Below are 12,169 nucleotides of genomic sequence, written 5' to 3'. Positions count from 1 at the left end.
TGATTACTCCGGGCTGACCTTGAGCAGTTCACCGTCGGGCTCGTCGGTTAACAGATAAAGATAACCGTCGGGCCCGACGCGCACATCGCGAATGCGTTTGCCGCGATCTTTTAATAGCCGCGTCTCCTCGCTGAGGGTATTGCCGTCCACCGAGAGCACAATCAAGGACTCATCCTTCAGCGCGCCGATAAACAACTTATGTCGCCACTGCGGGAAAGTTGACGCGTTGTAAAACGCCATACCGCTCAACGCCGGGGAGACGGGCCAGACATGCAGCGGCGCCTCGGTATTCGGTGCGCTCTTTCCTTTAGCTTCCGGGATAGGTTGACCGCTATAGTTAATGCCGTGCGTCGCCAGCGGCCAGCCGTAGTTTTTCCCGGCCCGGGGAATATTGATCTCATCGCCGCCGCGCGGGCCATGTTCGTTCAGCCACAGCGTATCGCTCCACGGATTCATCGCCATCCCCTGCGGGTTGCGAATGCCATAAGCCCAAATTTCTGGTCTGATGCCAGTACGGCCGACGAAAGGATTATCTTTGGGGATTTCCCCCTGTTCGGTCAGGCGTACCACTTTTCCCTGCAGCTTATCGAGATCCTGGGCCGTCGGGCGCTGATTATTTTCGCCTAAACCGATAAACAGATGACCTTTGCCATCGAAGACCATCCGCCCGCCGAAATGATTGCCAGTGGAGAGCTTCGGCTGCTGGCGGAAAACGGTTTTAAAATCTTCCAGGTTTTGCAGGTCGGCGCTGAGGCGGCCATACCCCACCGCCGTCCCCGCTTTGCCGTCATCGCCAGCTTCGGCATAGCTCAGCCATACCCGGCGCGACTGAGCAAAATCCGGCGCCAGAACCACATCCAGCAGGCCGCCCTGGCCGTTGGCCCACACCTTCGGCACGCCGCGAATGGGCGCCGATAATCCTTGATCGAGCTGCCAGCGTTTAAGTTCGCCGCCGCGCAGGGTAATCAGCACGCCTTCATTGTCCGGCAGGAATGCCAGTGACCAGGGGTGGTCGAGGTTATCCTGCAGCACCTCAACGCGCGGCGCGGCCATCGCCGCCATGGGCAGCAGCACAGTCATAAGTGTTATTTTGAGATATCGGCGCATGGCGCACTCCTTTCGTCAGCATTGCTGATAAGGGTAGCCAGCGTGGGCGGTCAGGCAGGGATTTTTACATAAACTTTAACAGGGGGAGTCGCCTCCCCCTGGATTCAGGCGTGGGTCATTGGCGCTGAGTTATTCAGAATGTGAATATTCATCGTCAATCCCGACAGACAGCGTTCTAGCTTCTCTACGTTAACGGCAATATAAGCCGGGCAATCATGATGCCCGCTCATCAGGCAAACCGCCGCCGAAGCGACGGATTCGCCGGCAAGGCGGAAGGCTTCCATCTCTTCCGGCGCGATGGCGTGCTGCAAACGCGGCGCGTGTACGCGCAGTTCATGGCATAGCTCAAACAAGTTATCACGCAGATGGTCATTTTCGCTGACTGACATATAGCCTTTCGCTTTACGAAGCTGGAGATAAGCCGCCAAATCGATATTGGCATTAATCAGCTTATTCAAAAGGTTAGTGTAACGTCTGTCAACGCTCATCACGGTCCTCCTCTGTCGTCCATTACCATAATCATAGTATGGTCATTTTTTGCACGGAATCATGAGCGAGGTCAATAATCGCACAGCAATTAACATTATTTACAATGTTACAACCTGGGCGGCCAACAACGCGGCTTAAACGCCTCCGCTGCGCTAACGCTTTTTCATCATTCATCGCCGCCTGGCTATACTCTTTTTCGCAAAGATCTGTAGAATTCCTGCCCTGACCATTCCAATAAATGAACATTTTTTAAGCTATGAGCAATGTCACGCACCAGCCGAAAATCGGCTTCGTCTCCCTGGGCTGCCCGAAAAACCTGGTAGACTCAGAACGTATCCTCACCGAACTGCGTACCGAAGGGTATGATGTGGTTCCCAGCTACGACAACGCCGATATGGTTATCGTCAACACCTGCGGCTTTATCGATAGCGCCGTGCAGGAGTCGCTTGAAGCGATCGGCGAAGCCTTAAAAGAAAACGGCAAAGTGATCGTTACCGGCTGCCTCGGCGCGAAAGAAGATCAAATCCGCGAAGTGCATCCGAAGGTGCTGGAAATTACCGGGCCGCATAGCTACGAGCAGGTGCTGGAACACGTTCATCACTATGCGCCAAAGCCGAAGCACAACCCGTTCCTCAGCCTGGTGCCGGAACAGGGCGTCAAGCTGACGCCGCGTCACTACGCGTACTTAAAAATTTCTGAAGGCTGCAACCATCGCTGCACCTTCTGCATCATCCCGTCAATGCGCGGCGATCTGGTGAGCCGCCCGATTGGCGAAGTGCTGGCGGAAGCCAAACGCCTGGCCGACGCCGGGGTGAAAGAGCTGCTGGTGATTTCGCAGGACACCTCCGCCTATGGCGTTGACGTCAAGCACCGCACCGGTTTCCACAACGGCATGCCGGTGAAAACCAGTATGGTCAGCCTGTGCGAAGAGCTGGCGAAGCTCGGCATTTGGGTGCGTCTGCACTACGTCTACCCGTATCCGCACGTTGACGATGTGATTCCGCTGATGGCGGAAGGCAAGATTCTGCCGTATCTCGATATTCCGCTGCAGCACGCCAGCCCGCGCATTCTGAAACTGATGAAGCGCCCGGGTTCCGCAGACCGTCAGCTGGCGCGTATTAAACAGTGGCGCGAGATCTGCCCGGATCTGACCCTGCGTTCCACCTTTATCGTCGGTTTCCCGGGCGAAACGGAAGAAGATTTCCAGATGCTGCTCGATTTCCTGAAAGAAGCTCGCCTCGATCGCGTGGGCTGCTTCAAGTACAGCCCGGTTGAAGGCGCCACCGCCAACGAACTAGCGGATCAGGTCCCGGAAGAGGTGAAAGAAGAGCGCTGGAACCGCTTTATGCAGCTGCAACAGCAGATTTCCGCCGAGCGTCTGCAGGAGAAAGTGGGCCGCGAAATTATGGTACTGGTCGATGAAGTCGATGAAGAAGGCGCGATTGGCCGCAGCATGGCCGATGCCCCGGAAATCGACGGCGCGGTCTATCTGAACGGTGAAACCAACGTTAAACCGGGCGACGTGCTGCGGGTGAAAGTCGAACACGCCGACGAATATGACCTGTGGGGTTCCCGGGTCTAATCCCGCTTCCCGGATAGCGGCTTACGCCTTATCCGGGCTACCTCTTTCCCCATGGCTGCTGAAACTGCCGCCGTTGGTGGCCTCAAAATCGCTGAGACGTTCCCGGAAGGCCGGGGCAGCCCGCATGGATGCGGGCTGAGGGCCGTGTTTTGCATGGACGCTGCCTCGGCCCGACCCGAAGCCTGCCGGGATAAGTCGAAGGAACCACGAAGTGGCGATTTTGGCGGCCAGAGCCCGGGAGTACAGAGGGCGGCGGCGACTGGCCGCCCTCTGTGCGCTCCCTGCGCCATGAGAGCCATAACGCAGAAGAAATATCGGGAGCGCAATGTTCTCGGAAACAGCACAGGACAACCCTTTGTCCTGGAGCGAAACGGCTGCAAGCCGATAACAGTATCTACCAACTTTGCTACCGCCGCGTTTGTCTCCTACCCCTTTATCTTCGGATCCAGCGCATCGCGCAGGCCGTCGCCCAACAGATTAAACGCCAGCACCGTCAGGAAAATGGCGATCGCCGGGAATAACGCCACATGCGGCGCCATCACCATATCCGCGCGCGCTTCGTTCAGCATCGCCCCCCACTCCGGCGTCGGCGGCTGGGCGCCAAGGCCGAGGAACGACAGGCTGGCGGCGGAGATAATCGACACGCCGATGCGCATGGTAAAATAAACCACTATCGACGATACCGTACCGGGCAAAATATGGTTGAACAGAATGGTCGTATCGCTGGCGCCGATACTGCGCGCCGACTCAATAAACGTCTGCTGCTTCAGCACTAACGTATTACCGCGCACCAGGCGGGCGAACGCCGGAATTGAGAATATCGCCACCGCGATAATCACGTTGGCCATCCCGCTGCCCATCACCGCCACTACCGCAATCGCCAGCAGAATGCCGGGGAAGGCAAACAGCACGTCGCAGATACGCATGGTGATGCGGTCCCACCAGCCTTCGTAGTAACCGGCCAGCAGGCCGAGCACGGTGCCAATTAGCGCGCCAATTAGTACCGCCAGAACCCCTGCGGCCAGCGAAATTTGCGCGCCGACCAGCACACGGCTGAAGATATCGCGCCCCAGCGAATCAACGCCGAACCAATGCACCATTGACGGCCCTTCATTGAGCCGGTCGTAATCAAAATAGTTTTCCGCGTCATACGGCGCTATCCACGGCGCGATAATCGCGACGACAATCAGCAGCAGCACAAATAGGCCCGCTGCCATCGCCACCGGCTGGCGACGAAAACGCCGCCAGAATTCATGCCACGGCGTGCGGATCTGCCCGGGCTTAACGCCCGGCATGGCGTTGATAACCGCTTCCCTTCTCCAGTTGAGCAATCGCACCTTACTTGTACCTGATAGCCGGGTTAATGGCGGCATACATTACGTCCACCACTAAGTTGATAAGAATGAACTCCAGCGAAAACAGCAGCACTTCCGCCTGGATCACCGGGTAGTCGCGCATCTCTACGGAATCGACCAGCAGCCGGCCAAGCCCCGGCCAGTTGAAGACCTTCTCCACCACAATGGAGCCGCCGAGCAAAAAACCGAACTGCAGACCCATCATGGTCACTACCGGGATCATCGCGTTGCGCAGGCCATGCTTCAACACCACCAGCGTTTCGCTCACCCCTTTAGCCCGCGCGGTACGCATGTAATCCTCATGCAGCACGTCGACGAACGACGCGCGGGTGAAGCGCGCCATCACCGATGCCACCGCGGCGCCAAGGGTCAACGACGGCAGAATATAGTGCCGCCAGCTGTCGGCGCCGACAGTCGGCAGCCAGCCCAGCTCGACGGAAAAAACCTGCATCAGCAGCATGCCGAGGGCGAACGCCGGGAAGGAGATACCGGTTACCGCCAGCGCCATCCCCAACCGATCCGGCCAGCGATTGCGCCACACTGCCGCGGCGATGCCCGCCGCCATGCCGAACAGCACCGCCCAGCTCATACTGGCAAGCGTTAACCATAGCGTCGGCATAAAGCGGCTGGCGATTTCGCTGGTCACCGGGCGGCGCGAAGCCATCGAGATACCGAAATCCCCCTGCAATACATTGGTGATATAGTGCCAAAACTGCACGTGCAGCGGCTGATCGAGCCCCAACTGTTGGCGAACCATCGCCACCACCTGCGCATCGGCTTCCGGCCCGGCGATCAGCCGCGCCGGATCGCCCGGCAGCATATGTACAAACAGGAACACTAGAACGGCGACGATAAACAGCGTCGGAATGAGCCCCAGCAGGCGCTTCAGAACGTAATTCAGCATCGCCCCCTCCCATTTCGGCAGAGGGTACGCGTGAGCATAAGCACTATCACTGCGTCAGATCCGCCTGCTCGAAGCTAAAACCGGTATCCGGTTGAATATAAAACCCGGTCAGGTTTTTGCTATGCGCCGATACCAGCTTTTCCACCACCAGCGGCACCCACGGCGACTCTTTCCAGATAATGTCCTGCGCATCTTTATAGAGTGTGGTCTTCTGTTGCGCATCGGTCGTTTTCAGCGCCTCGCTCAGATCTTTATCGACCTGCGGGTTACTGTAAAACGCGGTGTTAAACAGGGTCGGCGGCCAGTTTTGTGAGGCGAATAGCGGCGACAGCGCCCAGTCGGCTTCGCCAGTCGACGCTGACCAGCCGGTGTAGAACATCCGCACCCCGCTCTCTTTCTGCCCCTTGCCTTCAACCTGCGCCGCACGCTGTCCGGCGTCCATCGCCGTCACTTGCGCTTTAATACCCACCTGCGCCAGCTGCTGCTGGGTAAACTGCAGCACCTTCTGCGCGGTGCTGTGATTATGCGATGACCACAGCGTGGTGCTAAAGCCGTTAGGGAAACCGGCTTCTTTCAGCAACTGACGGGCTTTCGCCGGGTCGTAAGGCCATGCGCTGTAGGTTTGGGCGTAAGCAATAGAAGGCGGTACGACGCCGGTCGCCGGGGTGGCATATCCGGCAAACGCGACCTTAACCAGCGCCTGACGGTTAATCGCATAGTTAATGGCTTCCCGCACCTTCGGATTATCGAACGGCTTCTGCGTTACGTTCATGCTGATATAGCGCTGCATAATCGACGGGCTGGCCACCAGCTCCAGCTTGCTGTTTTTCGCCAGCAGCGGCGCCTGCTCGTAAGGGATCGGGAAGGCGAACTGCGCCTCGCCGGTCTGCAGCATCGCCGCACGGGTGTTGTTATCGACCACCGGGCGCCAGGTAATGGAATCCAGCTTCGGCAGCCCCGGCTGCCAATAACCGTCAAACTTGCTGACTTTGACGAAATCGGTCTGGTTCCAGGTATCGAGCTTATACGGCCCGGTACCTACCGGGTGGAAGCCGATCTCCTTGCCATATTTTTTCAGCGCCGCCGGCGAAATCATCGCCGTCGCCGGATGGGCAAGAATATTGATAAACGCCGAGAACGGCTGTTTGAGCGTGATTTTGACCGTCGTCGGGTCCACCGCCTCGGTGCTGGCGATATTCTTATATAGGTTATAGCGTTTGAGATGGTTATCCGGATTGCTGGCGCGGTCGAGATTCGCTTTCACCGCTTCGGCGTTAAAATCGGTGCCATCCTGGAATTTCACCCCGCTGTGCAGCTTGATGGTATACACCAGACCATCCGCCGAAACGGTGTAACTTTCCGCCAATACGTTTTGCAGTTTCATCTCTTTATCAAGGCCGAACAGGCCTTGATAAAACGACTTCGCCACCGCCTGCGATAACGTATCGTTCGCGTCATAGGGATCAAGGGTCGTGAAGTTGGAACCGACCGCCACTACCACATCTTTCGCGGCGAAGGCCGGCGTCGCCGCCAGCGCCGAGGCGATGCCAAGCGCCAGTAGCCATTTGCGTGTAACAGGTTGAGTCATGTTGTTATGCTCCTGCAAGAGTGCGTTAGGTTGTTATCGGCTCAGTACATCGGCGGGCTCGCGGGCGACATAATGCCCCGGCGCTACCAGCTGTAACGGCGCGCTGTCGATTTCTTCTCCCGGTTTATAGATATTCCCCGGCAGCTCGTCAGAGAGTAATACGCGCTGCGGTTGACGATGCGCCGGATCGGCAACCGGCACCGCCGCCATCAGTTTACGGGTGTAAGGATGCTGCGGGTTCTCAAAAACGGCGCGACGCGGGCCAATCTCCACGATCCGCCCGCGATACATCACCGCTACGCGATGGCTGATGCGCTCCACCACCGCCATGTCATGGGAAATAAACAGAAATGCGATGCCCATTTCACGCTGTAAATCGAGCAGCAGATTAATAATCTGCGCGCGAATAGACACGTCCAGCGCCGACACCGACTCATCGGCGATCACCACTTTCGGATTGAGTGCCAGCGCGCGGGCGATGCAGATACGCTGCCGCTGACCACCGGAAAACTCATGCGGATAACGCCACGCGTGTTCCGCCTCCAGCCCCACGCGCTGCAACAGCCAGGCGACGCGTTCGCGAGCCGCATCCCCTTCCAGCAAACCATGCACGCGCAGCGGCTCCATAATGGAATAACCGACCGTCTGCCGCGGATCGAGCGAAGCGTAAGGATCCTGAAAAATAAACTGAATGTCGCGGCGCAGCGTCTGTAGCTTGCCGCCGGACAGCGCATCAATACGCTGGCCGTTAAAGGTGATGCTGCCGCCTTGCGCTTCCACCAGCCGCAGCAGCGCCCGCCCGGTGGTCGATTTACCGCAGCCGGATTCGCCGACCAGCGACAGCGTTTCGCCCGGCCACAGGTCGAAACTCACTTTTTCCACCGCATGCACTTCGCGGGTGACGCGGTTGAGAATACCGCCGCGGATCGGAAAACGCGCGACCAGGTCGCGTACCTGCAAAATCGGTTTACCGGCTACCACGGTATTCTGTTCCGGCTGCTGGGTCACACCGTCGTTGAGCAGCGGGAAGCGTCGCGGCAAATCGCTGCCGCGCATCGAGCCGAGCTTCGGCACCGCCGCCAGTAGCGCCCGGGTATAAGGATGCTGCGGGGCGCGAAAAATATCCTCGACGCGCCCACTTTCTACCGCTTCGCCGCGATACATCACCAGCACGCGATCGGCGATTTCCGCCACCACGCCCATATCGTGAGTGATAAACATCACCCCCATCGCCATCTCTTTTTGCAGCGCGGCGATAAGCTGCAGGATCTGCGCCTGAATCGTAACGTCCAGCGCGGTGGTGGGTTCATCGGCAATCAGTACCGCCGGGCGACACGATAACGCCATGGCGATCATCACCCGCTGGCGCATGCCGCCGGAAAGCTGATGCGGGTAACGTGAAAGCATCGCTTCCGCTTCCGGAATACGCACCCGTTCGAGCATCTTTTTCGCTTCCCGCAGCGCCTCGTCATGGCGCAGTCCCTGATGTAGCCGAATAGACTCGGCAATTTGTTCGCCGATGGTGAATACCGGGTTCAGCGAGGTCATCGGCTCCTGAAAAATCATCGCCACGTCCGCGCCGCGAACCTGACGCATCTGCCCCGCCGTTTGAGCATTAATATCAATCACCTGACGGTTGCGTCGACGCAGCAGCAACGCCTCGCTGCTGACCTCGCTGACCGCCCCGTCGAGCAGGCGCATCAACGCCAGGGCAGTCACCGATTTTCCGGAACCGGACTCGCCGACAATCGCCAGCGTCTCGCCGCGGCGGAGGCTAAATGACAGGTTACGCACCGCAGAAACGCGCTGCCGCTGCTGGCTAAAGGCGACGTTAAGATCGCGTACCACCAGCACATCGTCTTCATCAATTTCATGACTTTGCGGCAAACTCGCTTCTCCTTTTATTCGCGATAAATTCCAATCGTCGGCGTATCGCCCGCATAACACCACGCCCGGTACATCCCTTCACTGTTGAACGGCAGCACCACATTCCCCTCGCGGTCGATGGCGATAAGGCCCCCGCTGCCGCCCAGCGCCGGCAGTTTTTCTTGCACCACCCGCTCGCAGGCCTCAAACAGGCTGAGATTGCCGTACTCCATCAACGCTGAAATGTCGTAAGCGGCGAGCGTGCGCATGAAGACTTCGCCGGTGCCGGTGCAGGAGACCGCGACGCTGGCATTATTGGCATAGCAGCCCGCGCCCGGCACTGGGCTGTCGCCGACGCGTCCGGGCAGTTTATTGGTCATTCCGCCGGTGGAGGTCGCTGCCGCCAGATTACCGGCCAGATCCAGCGCCACCGCGCCGACGGTACCCATTTTGTGGCGTTCATCGAGCGGTGCGGCATGGTGGTCGAGAATAATCTCGCCGCCCTCTTTCGCCTGCTGCAACTGCAGAAGCCGCTCGGTGGTAGAAAATAACTCGTTCTCAACCAGCGCCATGCCGCGCGAGGCGGCAAACTTTTCCGCCCCTTCGCCGATAAGCAGCACGTGCGGACTTTCTTCCAGCACCAGACGCGCCGCCAGCACCGGGTTACGCAGATGCTTTACGCCCGCGACCGCGCCGGCCTGCAGGCTATAGCCATCCATCACACAGGCATCCAGTTCGTGAGTTTGATCGTGGGTAAACACGGAACCTATTCCGGCGTTAAATAGCGGGCACTCTTCCAGCAGGCGTACCGCTTCGGTCACTGCATCCAGCGCGCTGGCGCCTGCTGCCAACATTTTTTGTCCGCTATCGACGATGGCCGACAGCGCGGCCACATACTCGCGTTCACGCGCCTGAGTCATCTGCGCGCGGCTAATCGCGCCGGCGCCGCCGTGGATTGCTATTACCGCCTTACCCATTCAATCTTTCCTTTGCCATAAACTGTATAGATATCATTATACTGACTAACCTTTTATACGTTTTTTGAATATAGAAAGAGCATCCGGTGATGTAAAGCCTCGTACCGCAGTGGCATACAGTCGCCGGCGCTTTTCTGCCATAATAGGCGTTTTCGACGTTTTGCCAGCAGGAGTAACCCATGGATTTTACCGCCGGACTGATGCCGCTCGACACAGCCCTGACTCAGATGCTCGACCGTATTTCGCCGCTGCAGGCCACGGAAACCCTGCCGCTGCTGCAGGCCTTTTCGCGCGTGACCGCCCATGATGTCGTTTCGCCGCTGGACGTACCCGGTTTTGATAACTCGGCGATGGACGGCTATGCCGTGCGCCTGGCCGACCTCACCGACGGCGCGGCGCTGCCGGTTGCCGGTAAGGCCTTTGCTGGCCAACCGTTCCACGACGCCTGGCCGGCGGGCACCTGTATCCGCATCATGACCGGCGCGCCGGTGCCGGAAGGCTGCGACGCCGTGGTCATGCAGGAAGAAACGGAACAAACCGACGCCGGCGTGCGCTTCATCGCGCCGGTAAAAGCCGGGCAAAATATTCGCCGGCGCGGCGAAGATATCGCCAACGGCGCGGTAGTATTCCCGGCGGGTACGCGTCTCACCGTAGCCGAGTTGCCGGTGCTGGCATCGCTGGGTATTGCCGACGCCGAGGTAGTCCGTAAAGTGCGCGTCGCGGTCTTCTCGACCGGGGATGAACTCCAGTTGCCGGGCCAACCGCTCGGCGATGGCCAGATTTATGATACTAACCGCCTGGCGGTACATCTGATGCTCGAACAGCTGGGCTGCGAGGTGATCAACCTCGGCATTATTCCTGACGATCCGGCGAAGCTGCGCGACGCCTTTATCGCCGCCGACCAGCAGGCCGATGTGGTAATAAGCTCAGGCGGCGTCTCCGTGGGCGAAGCCGATTACACCAAAACTATCCTCGAAGAACTGGGCGAGATCGGCTTCTGGAAGCTGGCGATTAAGCCGGGTAAACCGTTCGCCTTCGGCAAGCTCAGCAACAGCTGGTTCTGCGGCCTGCCGGGCAATCCGGTTTCCGCCACCTTAACCTTCTATCAACTGGTACAACCGCTGCTGGCCAAGCTCTCCGGCAACCGCGGTCAAACCCAGCCGATGCGTCTGCGCGTGCGCGCCGCCAGCCGGCTGAAAAAATCGCCGGGCCGCCTCGACTTCCAGCGCGGCGTGCTGCAGCGCAATCCGGAAGGCGAACTGGTGGTGAGCACCACCGGCCATCAGGGCTCGCACATTTTCAGCTCATTCAGCCTCGGTAACTGCTTTATCGTACTGGAGCGCGAACGCGGCAACGTCGAAGCGGGCGAATGGGTCGAAGTCGAGCCCTTTAATCATCTGTTTGGGGGGCTGTAATGGCCGTTGAGCTGAGCGACGAGGAGATGCTGCGCTATAACCGGCAGATCGTACTGCGAGGGTTTGATTTCGACGGTCAGGAGCGGTTAAAAGCCGCTCGCGTACTGGTCGTCGGCCTCGGCGGGCTCGGCTGCGCCGCCGCTCAATACCTGGCGGCGGCCGGGGTGGGTCAGCTCACCCTGCTGGATTTCGATACCGTTTCATTATCCAATCTACAACGCCAGACGCTGCACAGCGACGCGACCATCGGCCAGCCGAAGGTCGATTCTGCCCGCGATGCGCTGGCGCGCATTAACCCGCACGTCCGGCTGGTCACCATCGATGCAATGCTGGATGACGCGGCGCTGGCAACGCAGATTGCCGACCACCATCTGGTGCTGGACTGTACCGACAACGTTGCTGTTCGTAACCAGCTCAATGCTGGCTGCTTCCAACACAAAACCCCGCTGATCTCCGGCGCGGCAATTCGTATGGAAGGGCAAATCAGCGTCTTTACCTATCAGGACGGCGAGCCCTGCTATCGCTGCCTGAGCCGCCTGTTCGGCGAAAACGCCCTCACCTGCGTCGAAGCCGGGGTGATGGCGCCGCTGGTCGGCACTATCGGTTCACTGCAGGCCATGGAGGCGATTAAACTGCTGACCGGTTACGGCACCCCCGCCAGGGGAAAAATCGTGATGTATGACGCGATGACCTGCCAGTTTCGCGAAATGAAGCTGATGCGCCACCCGCAGTGCGAGGTGTGCGGTTCACGCTAATTCCAGCCGCCGGCGAGGCAGGTCGCCGGTTATTTTGTGAACCACGCCGTTCTTTTTCTCCCCATCTCTACTACCCACTCTGATTGTTGATTTGCGTCAATATAACTTTCATTCGAAAGTTATTTAATCTT

Annotated in this window: 10 protein-coding genes; 3 read left to right on the top strand and 7 right to left on the bottom strand. The window is 58.8% G+C overall.

What is annotated here, in order from left to right; genetic code table 11:
• Positions 1–3: 3 nt before the first annotated feature.
• The gene (locus tag EAE_RS15050; RefSeq protein WP_015704840.1) at positions 4–1,107 is read right to left on the bottom strand and encodes a PQQ-dependent sugar dehydrogenase; all 1,104 of its coding nucleotides are present in this window, start codon (positions 1,105–1,107) and stop codon (positions 4–6) included.
• A gap of 104 nt (positions 1,108–1,211) precedes the next feature.
• Entirely contained in the window at positions 1,212–1,595 is a 384-nt protein-coding gene (gene bssR, locus EAE_RS15045) for a biofilm formation regulator BssR (protein WP_015367550.1), read from the bottom strand.
• Positions 1,596–1,852: 257 nt separating this feature from the next.
• Between bssR and rimO the strand changes: the two genes are divergently transcribed.
• Positions 1,853–3,178 carry a 30S ribosomal protein S12 methylthiotransferase RimO gene (rimO, locus tag EAE_RS15040; RefSeq protein WP_015704839.1) on the top strand — a complete coding sequence of 442 codons (1,326 nt, stop codon included), beginning with the start codon at positions 1,853–1,855 and terminating at the stop codon, positions 3,176–3,178.
• A gap of 425 nt (positions 3,179–3,603) precedes the next feature.
• Here rimO and gsiD read toward each other — a convergent pair whose 3' ends face one another.
• The 5 genes from gsiD to iaaA are packed head-to-tail and all read right to left on the bottom strand — an operon-like array spanning position 3,604 to position 9,868.
• A complete protein-coding gene (gene gsiD / locus EAE_RS15035; RefSeq protein WP_015704838.1) occupies positions 3,604–4,515 on the bottom strand; it encodes a glutathione ABC transporter permease GsiD in 912 nt (303 codons plus the stop codon).
• Position 4,516: 1 nt separating this feature from the next.
• Entirely contained in the window at positions 4,517–5,437 is a 921-nt protein-coding gene (gsiC, locus tag EAE_RS15030; protein WP_015367554.1) for a glutathione ABC transporter permease GsiC, read from the bottom strand.
• A 46-nt stretch (positions 5,438–5,483) separates the two neighbouring features.
• Complete coding sequence (gene gsiB / locus EAE_RS15025; protein ID WP_015367555.1) at positions 5,484–7,025, bottom strand: glutathione ABC transporter substrate-binding protein GsiB; 1,542 nt, start codon at positions 7,023–7,025, stop codon at positions 5,484–5,486.
• Between the two features lie 33 nt (positions 7,026–7,058).
• Positions 7,059–8,912, bottom strand: coding sequence for a glutathione ABC transporter ATP-binding protein GsiA (gsiA, locus tag EAE_RS15020; protein WP_015367556.1), 1,854 nt, complete (start codon positions 8,910–8,912; stop codon positions 7,059–7,061).
• Between the two features lie 14 nt (positions 8,913–8,926).
• Positions 8,927–9,868 (bottom strand): beta-aspartyl-peptidase, encoded by a 942-nt coding sequence (gene iaaA, locus EAE_RS15015; protein WP_015704837.1) that lies wholly within the window; start codon positions 9,866–9,868, stop codon positions 8,927–8,929.
• Between the two features lie 179 nt (positions 9,869–10,047).
• Here iaaA and moeA point away from each other — a divergent pair, with 179 nt between their 5' ends.
• Positions 10,048–11,283 carry a molybdopterin molybdotransferase MoeA gene (gene moeA / locus EAE_RS15010; protein ID WP_015704836.1) on the top strand — a complete coding sequence of 412 codons (1,236 nt, stop codon included), beginning with the start codon at positions 10,048–10,050 and terminating at the stop codon, positions 11,281–11,283.
• Positions 11,283–12,038, top strand: a complete 756-nt coding sequence (moeB, locus tag EAE_RS15005; protein WP_015704835.1) for a molybdopterin-synthase adenylyltransferase MoeB — start codon at positions 11,283–11,285, stop codon at positions 12,036–12,038. The genes moeA and moeB overlap by 1 nt, the downstream gene beginning before the upstream one ends.
• Positions 12,039–12,169: the final 131 nt, after the last annotated feature.

Origin of the sequence: Klebsiella aerogenes KCTC 2190 (assembly GCF_000215745.1) — a bacterium.
GTDB classification, from domain to species: Bacteria; Pseudomonadota; Gammaproteobacteria; order Enterobacterales; family Enterobacteriaceae; genus Klebsiella; species Klebsiella aerogenes.
Note: the sequence above shows the minus strand (reverse complement) of the source record. Positions and strands in the feature narration are given on the sequence as shown.

Bases quoted from the DNA above. Each gene is read 5' to 3' on its own strand.
- EAE_RS15050 (WP_015704840.1), bottom strand. From the start codon at position 1,107: ATGCGCCGATATCTCAAAATAACACTTATGACTGTGCTGCTGCCCATG.
- bssR (WP_015367550.1), bottom strand. From the start codon at position 1,595: ATGAGCGTTGACAGACGTTACACTAACCTTTTGAATAAGCTGATTAAT.
- rimO (WP_015704839.1), top strand. From the start codon at position 1,853: ATGAGCAATGTCACGCACCAGCCGAAAATCGGCTTCGTCTCCCTGGGC.
- gsiC (WP_015367554.1), bottom strand. From the start codon at position 5,437: ATGCTGAATTACGTTCTGAAGCGCCTGCTGGGGCTCATTCCGACGCTG.
- gsiB (WP_015367555.1), bottom strand. From the start codon at position 7,025: ATGACTCAACCTGTTACACGCAAATGGCTACTGGCGCTTGGCATCGCC.
- iaaA (WP_015704837.1), bottom strand. From the start codon at position 9,868: ATGGGTAAGGCGGTAATAGCAATCCACGGCGGCGCCGGCGCGATTAGC.
- moeA (WP_015704836.1), top strand. From the start codon at position 10,048: ATGGATTTTACCGCCGGACTGATGCCGCTCGACACAGCCCTGACTCAG.
- moeB (WP_015704835.1), top strand. From the start codon at position 11,283: ATGGCCGTTGAGCTGAGCGACGAGGAGATGCTGCGCTATAACCGGCAG.